Origin of the sequence: Parafrankia discariae (assembly GCF_000373365.1) — a bacterium.
GTDB classification, from domain to species: domain Bacteria; phylum Actinomycetota; class Actinomycetes; order Frankiales; family Frankiaceae; genus Parafrankia; species Parafrankia discariae.
The window spans coordinates 298,015-313,084 of sequence record NZ_KB891103.1 but is presented as its reverse complement, the minus strand read 5'-3'; the positions used below and the strand labels follow the sequence as shown (position 1 = coordinate 313,084).

Annotated in this window: 16 protein-coding genes; 5 read left to right on the top strand and 11 right to left on the bottom strand. The window is 71.4% G+C overall.

Annotated elements, in window-relative coordinates; translation table 11 throughout:
- Nucleotides 1–11: 11 nt before the first annotated feature.
- Genes B056_RS0103435 through B056_RS0103425 form a run of 3 tightly spaced genes read right to left on the bottom strand, consistent with a single transcriptional unit; the run spans nt 12 to nt 1,418 of the window.
- Nucleotides 12–872, bottom strand: coding sequence for a class I SAM-dependent methyltransferase (locus tag B056_RS0103435; protein ID WP_020572292.1), 861 nt, complete (start codon nt 870–872; stop codon nt 12–14).
- Nucleotides 869–1,237 carry a VOC family protein gene (locus B056_RS0103430; protein WP_018500504.1) on the bottom strand — a complete coding sequence of 123 codons (369 nt, stop codon included), beginning with the start codon at nt 1,235–1,237 and terminating at the stop codon, nt 869–871. Before B056_RS0103430 ends, B056_RS0103435 begins: the two co-directional genes overlap by 4 nt.
- Nucleotide 1,238: 1 nt before the next feature.
- A complete protein-coding gene (locus B056_RS0103425) occupies nt 1,239–1,418 on the bottom strand; it encodes a ribbon-helix-helix domain-containing protein (RefSeq protein ID WP_018500503.1) in 180 nt (59 codons plus the stop codon).
- 693 nt (nt 1,419–2,111) lie between these two features.
- Here B056_RS0103425 and B056_RS0103420 point away from each other — a divergent pair.
- Nucleotides 2,112–4,259, top strand: a complete 2,148-nt coding sequence (locus B056_RS0103420) for a TIR domain-containing protein (RefSeq protein ID WP_018500502.1) — start codon at nt 2,112–2,114, stop codon at nt 4,257–4,259.
- A gap of 16 nt (nt 4,260–4,275) precedes the next feature.
- Here B056_RS0103420 and B056_RS43435 read toward each other — a convergent pair whose 3' ends face one another.
- Nucleotides 4,276–5,040 carry a hypothetical protein gene (locus tag B056_RS43435; protein ID WP_020572291.1) on the bottom strand — a complete coding sequence of 255 codons (765 nt, stop codon included), beginning with the start codon at nt 5,038–5,040 and terminating at the stop codon, nt 4,276–4,278.
- A 322-nt stretch (nt 5,041–5,362) separates the two neighbouring features.
- Here B056_RS43435 and B056_RS0103410 point away from each other — a divergent pair, with 322 nt between their 5' ends.
- Both B056_RS0103410 and B056_RS34945 read left to right on the top strand, forming a co-directional pair.
- Nucleotides 5,363–5,998 (top strand): TetR/AcrR family transcriptional regulator, encoded by a 636-nt coding sequence (locus B056_RS0103410; protein WP_018500500.1) that lies wholly within the window; start codon nt 5,363–5,365, stop codon nt 5,996–5,998.
- The gene (locus tag B056_RS34945; RefSeq protein ID WP_018500499.1) at nt 5,995–6,462 is read left to right on the top strand and encodes a nuclear transport factor 2 family protein; all 468 of its coding nucleotides are present in this window, start codon (nt 5,995–5,997) and stop codon (nt 6,460–6,462) included. The genes B056_RS0103410 and B056_RS34945 overlap by 4 nt, the downstream gene beginning before the upstream one ends.
- Before the next feature lie 56 nt (nt 6,463–6,518).
- On the opposite strand, the gene B056_RS0103400 is transcribed toward B056_RS34945, so the two are convergent.
- The 7 genes from B056_RS0103400 to B056_RS0103370 all read right to left on the bottom strand — a co-directional run bounded on the left by B056_RS0103400 (nt 6,519) and on the right by B056_RS0103370 (nt 12,848).
- Entirely contained in the window at nt 6,519–8,081 is a 1,563-nt protein-coding gene (locus B056_RS0103400; RefSeq protein WP_018500498.1) for an FAD-dependent oxidoreductase, read from the bottom strand.
- Complete coding sequence (locus B056_RS0103395; protein ID WP_018500497.1) at nt 8,078–8,683, bottom strand: nuclear transport factor 2 family protein; 606 nt, start codon at nt 8,681–8,683, stop codon at nt 8,078–8,080. Before B056_RS0103395 ends, B056_RS0103400 begins: the two co-directional genes overlap by 4 nt.
- The gene (locus B056_RS0103390) at nt 8,680–9,387 is read right to left on the bottom strand and encodes an ABC transporter ATP-binding protein (RefSeq protein WP_026239275.1); all 708 of its coding nucleotides are present in this window, start codon (nt 9,385–9,387) and stop codon (nt 8,680–8,682) included. Before B056_RS0103390 ends, B056_RS0103395 begins: the two co-directional genes overlap by 4 nt.
- Entirely contained in the window at nt 9,384–10,148 is a 765-nt protein-coding gene (locus B056_RS0103385; protein WP_018500495.1) for an ABC transporter permease, read from the bottom strand. Before B056_RS0103385 ends, B056_RS0103390 begins: the two co-directional genes overlap by 4 nt.
- 8 nt (nt 10,149–10,156) lie before the next feature.
- Entirely contained in the window at nt 10,157–11,140 is a 984-nt protein-coding gene (locus B056_RS0103380) for an ABC transporter substrate-binding protein (protein WP_230202800.1), read from the bottom strand.
- A 334-nt stretch (nt 11,141–11,474) separates the two neighbouring features.
- The gene (locus B056_RS0103375; RefSeq protein WP_018500493.1) at nt 11,475–12,383 is read right to left on the bottom strand and encodes an LLM class flavin-dependent oxidoreductase; all 909 of its coding nucleotides are present in this window, start codon (nt 12,381–12,383) and stop codon (nt 11,475–11,477) included.
- A 165-nt stretch (nt 12,384–12,548) separates the two neighbouring features.
- On the bottom strand, nt 12,549–12,848 hold the full coding sequence (locus tag B056_RS0103370) for a YiaA/YiaB family inner membrane protein (RefSeq protein WP_018500492.1): 300 nt from the start codon (nt 12,846–12,848) through the stop codon (nt 12,549–12,551).
- Nucleotides 12,849–12,931: 83 nt separating this feature from the next.
- Between B056_RS0103370 and macS the strand changes: the two genes are divergently transcribed.
- Both macS and B056_RS0103360 read left to right on the top strand, forming a co-directional pair.
- Nucleotides 12,932–14,218, top strand: a complete 1,287-nt coding sequence (macS, locus tag B056_RS0103365) for a MacS family sensor histidine kinase (protein WP_018500491.1) — start codon at nt 12,932–12,934, stop codon at nt 14,216–14,218.
- Complete coding sequence (locus B056_RS0103360; protein ID WP_018500490.1) at nt 14,205–15,023, top strand: response regulator; 819 nt, start codon at nt 14,205–14,207, stop codon at nt 15,021–15,023. Before macS ends, B056_RS0103360 begins: the two co-directional genes overlap by 14 nt.
- Nucleotides 15,024–15,070: the final 47 nt, after the last annotated feature.

The window sequence follows — 15,070 nt, the reverse complement described above, 5'->3', positions numbered from 1 at the left end:
CGGCGGCGAGTTCATGTGCTGGCCACCAACACGTCCTCTCCGCTCGACGGGCGGAGGCCGTCGGCCCGGCCGGCGAAGTAGCGCTCGGCAAGCACCGTGCCCGGCACGTGGTGGACGTCCCCGAAACCCGCCTCACGGGCCACCGCCAGCATCTCGTCGGGCGTGTAGAAGCTGATGAACGGTGTGTTCGAGGCCTGCGCGCCTTTCTTGGACGCCTCCAGCCCGACACGGTCGGCCTCGTCGAGAAGTAGCTCGGGAGGCAGCAGGAACGTCATCGCGACCGTCGACCCGGGTGCGAGTCCGGCGATCTGGCGCAGGGTGGCGGCGGTGGCCTCCTTGGAGAGATACATGGTCACGCCGGTGGAGGCGACCACCGCCGGTTGCCCGGCGTCGAAGCCGGCGGCGGACAGCTGCGTCAACCAGTCCCCGTCCGCCTCGAAGTCGACGGGTACGAGGCGCAGCCAGCCCGGGATGCCATAGCCGAGTTCGATCAGGCGCTCGCGCTTCCACACCTGCGGGCCGGGCTGGTCGACCTCGAACACCGTCAGGCGGGCGGCGATCTCCGGTTCACGCTGGGCGAACGTGTCCAGGCCCGCGCCCAGGATGACGTACTGGGCGACGCCGTGGTCCGCCTTCTCGGTGACGAGGTCCTGGATGAGACGCGCACGGGCCACGATCGACGCCCGGAACCCGCTGGTGGCGCGAGGGTCCATGTCCGGCCGGGTGCGCCAGTCGCTGTCGGGGGCGGCCAGCCGCAGGCCCACCTCGTCGGCGAGAACGTGCGGTGGCGAGTCGACCTGGACGTGCATCGCCCGCCAGAGGGCGACTCGCACGGCGGTGCTGTCCGGTGCCGTGTGCCGTGGGTCTGTCATGTCCGCACGCTCTCCGGGCTGGTTCCGAGGGGGGCCCGGAGGCTCCAGAGGCGCCCATCGGGATCACGGACAGTCATCTCCCTGGTCCCGTAGTGGGTGTCCTCGAACGGAGTGACCACCTCGACGGCAGGGTCGGGGTGGAACGCCTCCGCGTCGGGCACCTTCAGCACGATGCGTGGTGCCTGGGGTTCCCTCGTTTCGGGTACCTCGGCGATGAACACGTAAGGACCCTGACCATTGCGGAGCTGACCGGAGTTGTGATCGGTCTCGAACTCCAGCCTGAAACCCAACGCCTGGAAGAACCTTGCCGCTTTACCCCAGTTGTGGGTCTCCAGGAAAATGGCTTCTATTCCTTCGGCCGTCATGTCAGGTCTCCGATTCGGACGGTTGCGGTGGCTGCCGGGGGGTGTCGTCGAGGTAGGTACGCAGTGCGTCGGCGACGAGCGCCGAGAGGGACAGTCCTGACTCGATGGCATGGTGTTTGACCTGCTTGATCAGCCCGATCGGCAGGTACACGTTGAACTGCTTGACGTCCTCGTCGCCCACATGGGCGATGCTAGCATGCTAGTAACATAGTGTCGAGGTGCGCGCTCCCGACACGTGGGCCCTCGCCTGGGACGGCCCCGCTTCATCGTTCCGAGACTGGCCGGGACGAGCGGACTCCGTTGGAGCGGGCGTTCGCGGCGCCGCAGGAGCTGACGCGGTGGCTCGGTCGTTCGTTGGACCCGGCGGATCCGGCGGGGATGGATCGTCGACAGTTACGACGGCGACGCCGCACGGCTGTGGACGACCGCCGCGGACGGGCGGCGGCTGTTGAAGCAGGTCGCGTTGATATGGCCAGTGAACCTGCCCATCCCTGTTGTGTATGGATTCGATCCACCGGCCGGACGTCCACCATGCCCGCCGGACAGCTCCGGGCATGAGGCCGGGAGACCACAGTCGGCCGCGGTTCCGGGCGGGTCCCGGCGGTCCCGGGCGGCCTCGGAGCGGCAGGGGCGCATCGGGTCGTCCTGCATGGTCTTCACCGCCCGGTGGGGGAGGCGCTGACCGGGGAACGCGCGGAAGAATCGAATGGAGTGCGGGCGAGGGATGACCAGGCACCGACCCTGCGCCGCGCCGATTCGCTCATGGCAACGAAAGACAGACTCCGAACAGCGGTCACCTCGGCCCCACCTGTCGAGATAGCGCGGGACGGCGGCCAGCCGTTCAGCAGGAAACAGGCGATGCAACACTCAGCCGGTGACCTCACACTGCGACGCGGACGGCCACGCCGGTTACGACTTCTACGTGTCGTATGCACTGGCGGACGAGACCTGGGCGACGTGGATTGCCTGGACGCTGGAGGAGGCCGGGTACCGGGTTCAGATCCGAGCCTGGGATTCCGTTCCCGGCTCCCACCGGGTCGCGGCCATGGACGACGGTCTGCAGTCGTCCGAGCGGATGATCGCGGTGCTGTCCGACGAGTACCTCAGTTCCGAGCGGAATCGAGCGGAATGGTCGGCTGCCTGGGCCGATGACCCGACGGGCCGGAGCCGACGGCTGCTCGTCGCCCGGGTCGCGGACTGCGCGCCTGCGGGGCTGCTCGGCTCGGTCGTCCCGGTCGACCTGTTCGGCCGGCCGCAGGATGTCGCTCGTTTCCAGCTGCTGTGGGCGGCGGGGCTGGCGGTCTCGGGCGGACGGGGAAAGCCCACCTCCGCGCCGCCGTACCCGTGGGACGAGAGAGCGGTGTCCGTCCAGCCGTCGTTTCCCGGGCCGGAGGCGCCGGACGCCGCAGGGCACGGCGCGATGTTCTTCTCCTGTCCCGAGCCACGCCTTTCCGATGCCTGCGCGCCGAGTGTGCTGCTGCGGCCCGAGCACAGCGTCGCGCCGTTCGTCGAGCTCGACGGTGACCGGGCGGCGCTGCGTCTGTGGGCGGCTGGATCGGACCCGGTCTCCGTGCGGTTGCTGGCGGGTGCGGCCGGCTCGGGCAAGACACGGCTGGCGATGCGGGTCTGCGTGGAGCTGAGTGAGCAGGGTTGGCTGACGGTGGTGGTCAACTCGTCGTTGAGTCCGGCCCAGCTGCAGTGTCTGCGCGAGTCGGACGTCCCGGTGCTGGTGGTCGTCGACAGCGCCGAGCTGTGTCCCGACCAGGCTGTTCTGGTCGCTGCCGCGCTTGCCGAGGGGGCCGCGCCTGGTATCTCGCCGCGGCGGCTGCTCCTGCTCACGCGGTCCACCGAGCTCCTGCTGGAGGACCTGCGGTCACTGGCCGAGGCCCGGGCCGGCGCTGGGGTCGGGGAGCTGTTCCGGGCCGCCCGGGCTCAGCCGAGGACGCCGCTTCCGGCCGGGGCCGGGGCGCGCCACGTCCACTTCGAGGCGGCCTACACGGCGTTCCGCGTCGAGTTGCGACAGACCGGGCCGATCGCCGTGCCGCCGGCTGATCTCGTCGATCTTCACTCGGTGTTGGACGTCCACGCGGCGGCGCTGAACGCCTGTCTCGACCACACCCGTGGCTCCCGGCCCCCGCTCGCCACGCTCCTGGACCACGAGCGGCGGCGCTGGCCCGGGAGCGATCACGGCGATGGCCGTCTTCGGTCGGGTCTGGCCGACCGGATCTGCGCGCTGGCCACGCTCCTGCGGCCCGGTTCCTTCCTGGCGGCGGAGGCGTTGTCGGCCCAGCTGCCCGGGATTCTCGGTGTCGACGCGGAGCGGATTCGGCAGTGTCAGGAGGAGCTCGGTGTGCTCTATCCAGGCCGATGGAGGTTCGATCAGATCCGGCCGGACGCGTACGGGGAGCACGTGGCCGCCGGCACGCTGGTAGCCGATCTCTCGCTCGCTCGCGGCCTGAGCCGTCTCTGTTCGGTCGAGCAGGCGGCGGGCGTCCTCGCGGTGCTCGGCTGCGCGCTGCCGCGCCATCCGGAGCTGGCCACCGTGATCGTGGAGTTGCTGCGGACGAGGCCTGACGAACTCGTCCTCGTGGCGGCCGACGTCGCGACGCGCCTGCCCGACCCGGAACTGTTCGCGCGGGCCGTTGCCGATGCGTTCGACGACGCGACCATCCGCCAGCTCACGCTCGTCACGGCGACGGCGCTGGCCGACCGGGTACGGCGCGGCGGCCGGGAGCTTGGCCCGCTGCGTGGCCTGACCCTGCGTGCGTCTGCCGCGGGAGGACGCAGGCTGACCGCGGATCTCACCGGGCCGGCGGCGCAGGATCCCGCGACGGCCGGCGTGGCCAGGATCGCCGAGCGGGTGACCGACGGCATCGTCGATCTTCTCGTCGGCCTTGTCGACCCGGGTTCGGGGCGCATGCCTCCGCAGGCCGGCGGGAGTCCGAACATCACGCCAGATCTCCTGGGCACGCTCTTCGACCTCCAACGACAGTTCCGGAGGTCGGATCCTGAGACGAAGTGAGCCCGCGGATTCGTCGCTACTGGTCGGGAATACCCAGCTCCCGTCTGATCTCGATCAGTTCATTCAGGGGTGACAAGAACGCGGGCGAGGGCCCGGCCTGTGGATCGTCACCCGCGAGGTCGCCCTCGAGCTTTTCGTACATCGCACTCAGGACATCTGCGTATCGAGTGACGCGCGCGTCTCCGGAGGAATCTGCAAGCCTGCGTAGTGCCGGGATCTGGGCCGCCAGGAGCTCGATCTGCGCCAGCTGATACGCCTGCGGGTCGAGCGCGCTGACGCCCACTCCGTCGGTAATCGCACTGTCTGCCTGGCGGTTGATCTCCGCGACCGTCTCGGCGGCCGGAACCCCTGCCGAGATCCCGGTGTCCACCAGAGTGAGCAGGCGTGCGCCGAGAACAGCGGGTGCCGAGGTGCCCTGGTCGCGTCGCACCGCAAGAATCGCACGCAGGACGAGTGGAACGTCAGGGATCGGTACGTCAGGTTCCACCCGGCCTGACGTCGCCTGGCAGACCACGATCCTGAACAGGACGGCCTGAATCAGGTACCCCTCGGTTCCCCGGACCTCGCGTACCTGCTCCACGTCAAGCCGAGACGGCAGGCGGATGGCTCGGTTCTGGCGCCGGAGCGAGGGACGCCATGTCAACGTGCGACCGTCGAGAAGCAGGACACCGTTACGCCAACGATGTGGGAAGACTTCCGCGGCACCGCGTAGGAAACAGGTGACGGCCACGGGCTGTCCGACGAGTCGACCGGCGTCCATCTCCGCCACCACCTTGGCCACGGCGTCCGGGTCAGTGGGTCGCGACAACCCGCGGAGGACGTCGAGAGCGGTCCGGGTACCGGGTGATCGTCGCACTCTGGGCACAGCCGCGATGATGGCCGATCAGGCCGCGCCAGCGGCGAGGGGACGGAACGCTTTGTGACCTTCGACGGTCGGGGAGGTCGAGGGGCAGGGTCAGGCCGCCGCAGCGGAGCGGTGAAGGCTGACCGGATCCGATAGTCTCTTCAGGTTATGATGCGTGCGCTCCTGTGGCAGGTGTCGGCTCGGTCAGGCGGTTCCGGGGCGGCTGGCGGCCGATGTGCCGGGTCGGGAGCGGCTGTCGATGAGTGAGGCCGCGGGAACCCGGCCGGAGGTCGCGTCGGGCCCGCCGGAGGCGGCGCGGGCGCGCCGTGCGGACGCCGCGCGCAACGAGCGGCGGCTGCTCGAGGTGGCGCGCGAGACGTTCGAGCGCGAGGGCGTGGACGCGTCTCCGGAGAGCATCGCCAAGCTGGCCGGTGTCGGCGTCGGCACGCTGTACCGGCATTTCCCCACCCGCCGGGCCCTGCTGGCCGGCGTCGTCGCGGAGGAGTTCACTCACCTCGCCGTTCGTGCCGACGAGCTGCTCGGGGAACCGGATCTGGACGCTGGCGGTGCTGTTCGCCGCTGGTTGCTGGAGCTGGTCGCGGCGGTGAGCAGGTTCCGGGGTCTGTCGGCCCAGTCCGCCGCGATCATGGCGGTCGAGGAGCGGGTGGCGGCTCCCTGCCAGGCCATGCACGAGTCCTTCGGGCGGCTGGTCTACCGGGCCAAGCGGGCGGGCACCCTCCGGCGCGACGTGTCGGTCGAGGATCTGCTGCTCCTGTCCTGCTCGGTCGCGTGGGCGGCCGAACAGGTCCAGGACGGCGGCGCGTACGCCGACCGGCTCCTGGTGCTGGCACTGGAGGGCATCGAGAGAGACGAAACGATAGCCTCTTCCGTATGACGGTCGTCCCCCGTGTGCTTCAACCCGCCGACGTCGAGGCCGTCCGGCAGACGATCGCGCTCTCGATCCACGTCATCGACAACCGGCGGAGCGACCTGTTCCACACGGTGTTCACGGCCGACCTGCGGTTCGTGCCGACGGGCGGCGAGGGCGACCAGGGGCTCACACTGAGCGAGTTCCAGCAGCAGCTCAGCCAGCTTCCCGCCGACTACCCGCGGCCCGACCATCACACCCACGACACCGTCCTGTTCGAGAACGCGGACGGGTCGGTCAGGGCGCGCAGCCGCTACCTCGCGGTGCGCCCGGACTCGACGGTCACCTCCGGGGACTGCCTCGACGTCCTGGTCCGTACGGACGAGGGCTGGCGGGTGCGGTACCGCCGGCTGGTCCGGCGGATCCCGCAGCCTGACGGTGGCCTCCGCGCGACGTCGTGGTCGGACGACTGGTGGCCCGCCGCGATCTGAGCGCGGGCTGGCGCGCTACGGGTGCCTCGCCCGCTGAGGCCGGTGGCGCGGGTGGGTCAGCCGGCTGAGGCCGGTGGCGCGGGGGGTCGGCCCACCGACGCCAGCAGCGCGAGCGCCTCCTCGCGGGACGGGCCCGCCCCGGCGGCACCCTCGATGCCCCGCGCCCGCTCGGCCTCCGCCTTGGCCCGCACCAGTGGGTCGTCGAACAGTGTGTCCACCGAGTCGAGCAGGGCCATCCGCCGCATGAGCGCGCGCAGCAGATCCGGATCCTTGGTCGCCGCGGGCAGCAGGCCCCGGGTGATGAGGTCCTCCTCCTCGGCCGCCTCGGTGTCCGCGTCGGGCACGGGTACTCCGCGCCACCGGTAGGAGCGCAGCCGGTCCATCGTCGAGGCTGACCGGAACAGCGACGACGCCTCGGCGTTCACACCGTCGTAGTAGGCCGCTGTCAGGGCCGCAACGCCGTCGCCGTCGCCGTCGCTGCCGCTGCCGCTGCCGTGTTCGGCGAGCGCGTCGGCCGCGGCCGCGGCGTGGGTCAGGGCGAGCGACGCGCCCCAGCCGAAGAACGGGTTCGTCGTGCACAGCGCGTCGCCCAGGACGAGCAGCCCCGCCACCAGCACCTCGCCGTCGACCACGAAGTGCCGTCGCTGGTTGGTGAGCCCGGCCATCACCTGGACGTCGTGGAGCGGCACGCCGCCGGTGACGGGATCGACCCACCCGGCGATGGCCGGCACGCTGCCGGCGAGCCGTTCCCAGGCCCGGTTGTGGCGCAGCACCTTGAACTCCTTGTCCCAGGGCGGGCCGCCGATCGCCACACCGTAGGTCCCGTGGTCCCCGGGGAAGGTCCAGCAGATCAGGTAGCCGAGGTCGGCCCTGGGGAAGCCCCTCGTCACCGGTCCGTCGCCGACCGCGCGCAGGTAGCGGGAGTAGTAGGTGAACTCGCACGCCTGCTGGTCCACCGGGACGGTGACGCCCGCGCGCGCGAGCCAGCCGGTGACCGGTGACCGGCGGCCGCCGCAGTCCAGTACCAGGTCGGCGGCAAGCGTCGCGCCGTCGGTCAGCGTCACACCTCCCACGCGTGGGCGTGACGTTGACACCGGCGGCGTGCCACCCTCCGCCAGCGGCCTGCCGCCGTCCACCGGCGGTAGACCGTCCCTCGCCGGCGGCAGGCCGTCGCCCGTCAGCAGCAGGCCGTCGACCCGCGCCGGGGTGATCAACCGGATGCGGTCGTCGGCCTCGACGCTGCGGCGCAGTGCGAGCTCGAAGGCCGGCCGCCGGGAGAGAATCGCGGTGAGCTCGGCGTCCTCGGGGCGCTGCGCCGTTTCGGGCAGAAACGACGACAGGGCGTTGAACAGCTCGATGCCGTCGGCTCGCAGGCGTGTCATCACCTGGGGCGCGCGCGTCTCCAGCAGGTTGCGCGAGCGGGCCGAGAAGCTGTGCGCGAACCTCCACTGCGGGACGGAACGGCGTTCCCAGGCCTGGAACGCCTCGTCCCCGTCGCCGATCTCGGGCATGGAGTCCTGCTCGACGACGGTGACGTCGTGTCCCGTGTCGGCGAGGAACAGGGCCGCGCCCAGGCCGGCGACACCGGCACCGACCACGACGATCCGGCGGCGGCTCACTTCCACACCGCTGCGGGGGTGAGCCGTTCGCGCAGGTGGTAGACGAGGTCGTCGGGATGGTTACGGCTCTGGCCGTCGGGGTGGAAGGACGCGCTGGCGGGGGAGGGCGCGGCGGGCTCGTAGCGTTCGAACCCGCTGTGCAGGATCACACGGTGGGTGATCTTCCAGGTGCCCCGGCGTTCGAAGCGGTCGAGCCAGCGAATGCCGCGCCAGTGGGTGACGTCCCCGTCCGGCGTGGTGAAGACGTTGAGGCTGAGGGCGTGCGATTCCGCGAAGGCGACGTCCCCCGCCAGCTCGATCAGGGTGCTGGGCACGGTGAGGAACTTCGCCGTGAGGGGGGACTTCCGCGCGGCCTCGACGATCAGCTCGGCGAGCTCGCGCGCAGTGGTGTGGGACGGCGACGGCGCCCCGATGTGGTGCTCGTAGATCACGTCGTCGTGAAATGCCGTCGCCAGGGTCGCCGTGTCCAGGCGCTCGATGCCGCGTGCGTAGCGCAGCACGACTTCCCGGATGTCCTGCTTGTCGAGCAGCTCCCGCAGCCGTGACTCCGCGGGCGGAGCTTCGGTGGTCGTAGACCCGGTGGCCGACGGTTCAACCGTCATGATTCCTCCACTCCGAGGTGTTTCAGCAGGTCGCGGCGCAGCGTTTCGTAGTCATCGCCGCCGCGGCGGCTCCGGGTGGTCGCCGAGGTGTCGACCTCGTGGGTGAACGCACCGCCGTCCATCACGAGAACCCGGTGACCGAGCAGGATCGCCTCGTCGACGTCGTGGGTGACGAGCACGGCCGCGGCACGGTGGCGCTCGGCCAGGTCCCGGATCAGGCCCTGCATCGTGATGCGGGTGAGGGCGTCGAGCGAGGCGAAGGGCTCGTCGAGCAGGAGGAGCCGCGGCTCGCGCACCAGGGCCCGGGCCAGGGCCACCCGCTGCGCCTGGCCTCCGGACAGACTCTTCGGCCAGGCGCCGGCGTGGCCTTCGAGCCCGACCTCGGTCAGCGCCGCCCGCGCCCGCGCCGCCGACTCACGGGTGGGCGGCAGACCGTAGCGGACGTTGAACCCGACCCGCTTCCACGGCAGCAGGCGTGGCTCCTGGAAGACCACGGCCACCCGCTCCGGGACCTGGACCACGCCGTGATCGGCCCGGTCCAGACCGGCCAGTGTGCGCAGCAGCGTGGTCTTCCCGCAGCCGCTCCGGCCCAGCAGGCACACGAACTCGCCGTCGGCGACGGTCAGGTCGAGGTTGTCGAGCACGACAGTCGGTCCGTAGGCGCGCCGCAGCCCCGTCACCCGGACCGGGGCAGGCGCCGTCATCGTGCCTCCACCCCCGAGCGCCAGCCCAGGAGCACCCGCTCGAGCCCGCGCACCAGGACGTCGGAGACGACACCGAGCACGCCGTAGAGCAGCACGCAGGTGAAGATGACGTCGGTCTGCACGTACTGCTGGGCGCTGCTGAGCAGGTACCCGATACCGCTGCGTGAATTGATCGTCTCGGCGATGACCAGTGCCAGCACGGAGTAGGCGAGCGCGAAGCGCAGTCCCACGAGCGCCGAGGGCAGGGCTCCCGGCAGCAGGACGTGCCGCATCGCCGTCAGCGGGCCGACGTCCATCGAATCGGACATCTCGAGCAGTCTGCGGTCGACTCCCCGTACCCCGCTGTAGACGTTGAGGTACATGGGAAAGAAGCAGGCGCTGGCGATCAGCACGATTCTCGGGGTCTCCCCGAGGCCGAACCAGACGATGAAAAGCCCGGTCAGCGCGAACACCGGCACGGTGCGCACGATCTGGATCGTCAGGTCGACCGTCTCCTCCGCGAGCCGCCACAGCCCCGCGGCCAGGCCGAGCAGCAGGCCCAGCCCGGCGCCCAGCGCCAGCCCGGCGAGCGCGCGCAGGAGCGAGACTCCGACGTTGTCCTGCAGCGTCCCGTCCCGGACCAGCTGGACGAAGGTGTCGCCGATCCGTCGCGGCGAGGAGTAGAGCCGTTCGTCGATCACGTCGGCCGCGGCCAGCGACTGCCACAGGACCAGTAACAGAATCGGCACCGCGATCCGGCGGAGCGCCGGGAGAATCTTCATCGGCGAGCTCAGCCGTTGTCGATGCGGGTGTTGTACTCGTCGGTGATGTAGGTGGAGAAGTCGTTCCCGCCCGCCGTGATGTTGCCGAGCTCGACCTCGAGGTCGTGGGTCTGAGTCAGCCCGTCGACGATCTCCTTGCTGATGGGGGCGCCCTTGATCTTCCCGACGGCGTAGAGCGCCTCGAGGATCGTGGCGGGAGCTCCCACCAGCTTGGCCTGGATCTCGGCGACCCGGGCGACGTTGGTGTTGCCCCACTCGAAGCCCGCCTCGGCTCGGTGGATGAAGTCGACGACGGCGGCCTCCCTGGCCGGGTCCGCCAGGGCGCTGTCCGACGCCGCCCAGACGTCATCGCCACGCCACGGTCCGGTGGTGCCGTCGACCACGAAACGTGCCGTCCCGCTGTTCACGAAGAAGTACACCGGTGCGCTGCAGCCGGCCCACGCGTCGACCTGGCCGCTGCGGTAGGCGGCCACCACGTCGCCCACCGAGGAGAAGTCGACCACCTCGGCGTCGTCGAAGTAGCTCAGGCCCTCCTTCTTGAAGGCGTTGATCGCCACGATCTCGGAGCCGGCGCTCTTCAGATTGGCGATCTTCCTGCCCACCAGATCACGGACCCCGTGGATCGGTGAGTCCTCCGGCACCACGATGCCGCACCAGGCCCGTGGGATCTCGACGGCGCGGATGGCCTTGATGGGAAGGCCCGCCGCCGCGAAGGTCGCGAAGCCCACGTCTCCGGCGAGGACGAGGTCGCCCTTGCCGGACGCGAGCGCGGCCGAGGTCTCGGCGGCGCTCGCCACCGAGATGTAGTTGACCTTGTAGGGAGTGTCTCCGACGCCGGCGGGGCCCAGCTCTGCCTCCGCCAGGTGCAAGGGGTCTATCACATTGAGCGTGACCCCGCTCAGATCCACCGTCCCCACGGCTGCCGACGCGGGCGGCGGCGATGGGTCGGCGTCGTTCCCCGCCGACCCGCACGCGCCCGCGACCAGCGTCACCAGCGCCAATCCGACTGCCGCTCGCGCCACACGCTCCGTGCGTCCCATCGCCGACCTCTCCGCCGTACCCGGTGCCGGGTTCCCTGGTATCTCGACCGGCCAAGTGAACTAGGTAGCTTCGCGGGACTATATGAGAGTAGATTCCGTTTTAGCAACATGGCGGCGCGTTGTCACCGTTCACGCACGGAAGGCTCACCTGCGGTCGTCGGTGCCCCACGGGGTGGTCACCGGTGTCTCCCGCCGAGCCCGCGGCGGACAGTCGCGACCCGGCGGCCACCGGCACCGGCACCGGCACCGGCACCGGCACCGGGCCGGTCTACACCGGCAGCTCCCGTCAGGGCCTGGCGATCGCCTCACGCACCGCCGGGACGATCTCTCGTGCCCACCTGCTCAGCGCGACGTCCGTCCCGGTCCCGTCGTCGACCGGGAAGCAGATGAAACCGGCGGCTCCGTGCTCCAGGACGGCCGACGTCAGCTCGTCCACCCACTGATCGACCGATCCGCCGAACCAGCGGCCGGAGCCGTCGCGGAAGGCGGGCAGCGGCGAGGCCGTGATGCGGCCCTGCACGTTGTAGATGGTCGCGACGTCCGCCGGGTCCCGGCCGGCCGCCGCGGCTGCCTCGTCGATGAGCGGGCGCGACTCGGTGAACCGTGAGCTGAGCCAGTCGGCGGCCCGGCCGGGAATCCACCCGTCGGCCAGCCTTCCGGTGACGGCCAATGACTGTGGGCCCACCGAGCCCGTCCAGATCGGGGGTGTCGGGGGGAGGGAGGGAACCAGGTCGGTGACCCGGTGGAACTCTCCTTCGAAAGTCACCGGATCGCCGCCACCGGTCAGTGCCCGTACCAGGGTGATGCTTTCCTCCATGGCACGCACGGCCCGTGCCGGTGACAGCGGTTCGACGCCCAGCTTCGCGATCTCCGACCAGAGCCCGCCCGCGCCGACCCCCAGGACGACCCGGCCGCCCGAGAGCGCGGACAACGCGCTTATCGTGCGGGCCAGCATCGGCGCGGGGCGGCTCGGGGTGTTGGTGACGTTCACCGCGCCGGTGACGGAGGTGGTCCGGCCCAGGACGACGCCGAGCGCGGCGTACGCGTCCAGTCTGTCGGCCAGATAGGGGTGATCGGAAAGCGTGACCAGGTCGAGCCCGTCCCGGTCGGCCCGCGTCGCGTGCGCGAGCAGGGCGTCCACCTCGCCGGCCCCGGTCTCGAGCCCGAACCCGAACAGTACGTCGCGGTTCCGCACGGTGTTCTCCCTTCCTGCGGCGGCTGGGGGCGCGCCTGCCAGACCACCATGGCGACCGGTGCGACGGCGGCCAAGACCGCGCCGAGGCTGGTAGCGGCAGGGCCACGGTTCCGGTTCGGGCAGGCCCCTCACGGTTCCGGGCCCGTTCCGGTTCGAACCCGTCCGTCAGTGTCCGACCGTCTGCTTGAAGGGATCGTGTTCGGCGAGGAAACGCTCCAGGCGGGCCTGGTCGACCCGGCTGATGACCGCGGACGCCTCCTGCTGGTCCCGGACGCATTTGGCGAGAGTGAACGTGGACGTGACGATGTACAGCATGCCGAGCAGGAGAAAGCCGCGTATCCACGCGTCGCCGGGGAGATGGGCGATCGCGTAGGTGACCGCGACCACCGAGACGCCGAAGGAAAGCGCGGCCTGCACCATGAACGCGGTCGTGGTCCTGGGGGTGAGAGGCTTGGAGTGGGTCATTGATCTAGTTTCGGCGCGTTGGAGCCGGCCGTCCTGAGCGACCGTACTCATCTCGAACTCGGATTTTCTGCCACACTCGCCGGGTGCGGTTGTCGCGGGGAGCGGACCGGTTCCGCGCGGCGGAAGGCGCGCGTGGCGCGCTGTGGCGGTCGCTCGCCGTCTTCCGTCTGGTGGCGGCGGCCTACGCCGTCGCGACGGTCGGGCGCGATCTGGGCCAGACCCCGCATCCGGGGCGTGGTCTCGCCTGGTTCGGTGTGCTGGCGGTCTGGTCGGTGGTCATGTCGTGGCTCGCGCCGGCGGCCGGCGGCTGGCGGCCGTGGCGGCGGTACGGCCTGGTCGTGGCCGACGTCGTGGTCTGTGTCGCCGTGGCGCTGACAGCCGGTGCGGTGAGCCCGGCCGGGTCCACGGACGTCCTGCCCGCGCTGTGGACGGCGAGCGGCGTGTTCAGCGCCGCGCTGGCCGGCGGGCCCCTGGGCGGCGCCGCCGGCGGTGCGGCGCTGGCCGTGGCCTCCTTCGTCGCCAGCGGTTCGGTGAGCGACTCCTCGGTCCGGCCGGCGGTCCTGTTCGTCGTGTCGGGAATCGTCGTCGGCTACCTGAGCCGGACCGCCATCCGCGCCGAGTCCGCGCTGGCCGACGCGCTGGCGGCGCGGGCCGGGGACGCCGAGCGGGAGCGTCTCGCCCGAGGCGTCCACGACGGCGTGCTCCAGGTTCTGGCGTTGATCGCGCGCGAGGCGCAGCGCGGGATGGCGGCGGCCGACGTCGCCAGGCTCGCCGCCGCGCAGGAATCGGCGCTGCGTGATCTCCTACGTGCCCCCGCGACCGCTCAGCCTGCTGAGCGGGGACGTCCGCCCGGACGCGAGACGGGACCAGGCCGCGGGAACCCGGCTCGCCCCAGAGCTGATCTTGAACCACTGTTGAGGGGGCTGGCGCGGATGTCATGTTCGACCGTGGCGGTGGGACGGGCGATCCCGGCCGGCCCCGCCCCGTCCGGGACGACCCGCGGGCCCTCGGCCGGAGAGATGCCCGCGGTCGTGACGGTCTCCACCCCGGGCGCGCCGGTGCCGCTGCCGGCGGAGCACGCCGACGAGGTCGTCGCCGCCGTCCGAGCCGCGTTGCGCAACGTCGCCGTGCACGCCGGACCCGCGGCCTCGGCGTGGCTGCTGCTCGAGGACGACGGCGACTCGGTGACCGTGACCGTCCGTGACGACGGGATCGGCATCGAACCCGGACGGGTCGAGCGGGCCGCCGCGGAGGGCCGGCTGGGTCTCGCGGTCTCCATCCGCGGACGGATCCGGCAGCTCGGTGGTGACGTCGTCGTCACCGGCCGTCCCGGTCAGGGGACGGAGGTCGAGCTTCGTGTCCCGCGCTGACGCCGACGACGCGGTGCCCGTGGCCGGAACGCCCGGAGCCGCGGTGCCCGGGGTGGGAGTGCCCGGGGTCGCCGAGCCCGACGGGGCGCGTCGCGGCGGCCGGGTGGTCGTCGTCGACGACCACCCGCTGTGGCGTGAGGCGCTGAGCCGGGACCTCGCCGAAGCGGGCTTCGCGGTCGTCGGCACCGCGGGCTCCGTCGCGCAGGCGCTGCGCGTGCTGGCGGCGACCCGGCCCGAGATCGTCGTCCTGGATCTGGGACTGCCCGACGGGTCGGGCGTCGAGGTGATACGCGCCCTGGTCGGCTCGGCTGAGACGCCGTATCCGCTCACCGGCGCTCCGGCTTCGGTGCTCGTCGTGTCCGCCTCCGGGGAGCAGGGCGATGTGCTGGAAGCGGTCAAGGCCGGAGCGTCCGGCTATCTGCTCAAGTCGGCCCGTCCCGAGGAACTCGTCGACGCGGTGCGTCGTACGGCACGGGGGGCCGCGGTCTTCACCGCCGGGCTGGCCGCGCTCGTCCTCGGCGAGAACTCCCGGGCCGCGCGGAGTTCCGGCGCGGGCTCGGGTGCCGGCTCGGGTGCCGGCTCGTCGACGGGCCCGTCCACGGCCGCGCGGCTGACCGTGCGGGAGGTCGAGGTGCTCCGGCTGGTCGCCAAGGGCCTGTCGGCCCGGGACGCCGCCCGCCAGCTCGGTGTGTCGCACCGGACGGTCCAGAACCACGTTCACAACGTGCTCGGGAAGCTCCAGCTCCGCAACCGCGTCGAGCTGACCCGCTTCGCCGTCCGGGAGGGCTACGACGACGCCTCCTGAGCCAGGACGCGGCGGGCCCGGAGAGAGCCGGGAAAACAGCAGCCTGT

Excerpts from the sequence above, each read along its gene's own strand:
- B056_RS0103435 (WP_020572292.1), bottom strand. The coding sequence starts at position 872 with ATGACAGACCCACGGCACACGGCACCGGACAGCACCGCCGTGCGAGTC.
- B056_RS0103430 (WP_018500504.1), bottom strand. The coding sequence starts at position 1,237 with ATGACGGCCGAAGGAATAGAAGCCATTTTCCTGGAGACCCACAACTGG.
- B056_RS0103410 (WP_018500500.1), top strand. The coding sequence starts at position 5,363 with ATGAGTGAGGCCGCGGGAACCCGGCCGGAGGTCGCGTCGGGCCCGCCG.
- B056_RS34945 (WP_018500499.1), top strand. The coding sequence starts at position 5,995 with ATGACGGTCGTCCCCCGTGTGCTTCAACCCGCCGACGTCGAGGCCGTC.
- B056_RS0103395 (WP_018500497.1), bottom strand. The coding sequence starts at position 8,683 with ATGACGGTTGAACCGTCGGCCACCGGGTCTACGACCACCGAAGCTCCG.
- B056_RS0103390 (WP_026239275.1), bottom strand. The coding sequence starts at position 9,387 with ATGACGGCGCCTGCCCCGGTCCGGGTGACGGGGCTGCGGCGCGCCTAC.
- B056_RS0103385 (WP_018500495.1), bottom strand. The coding sequence starts at position 10,148 with ATGAAGATTCTCCCGGCGCTCCGCCGGATCGCGGTGCCGATTCTGTTA.
- B056_RS0103370 (WP_018500492.1), bottom strand. The coding sequence starts at position 12,848 with ATGACCCACTCCAAGCCTCTCACCCCCAGGACCACGACCGCGTTCATG.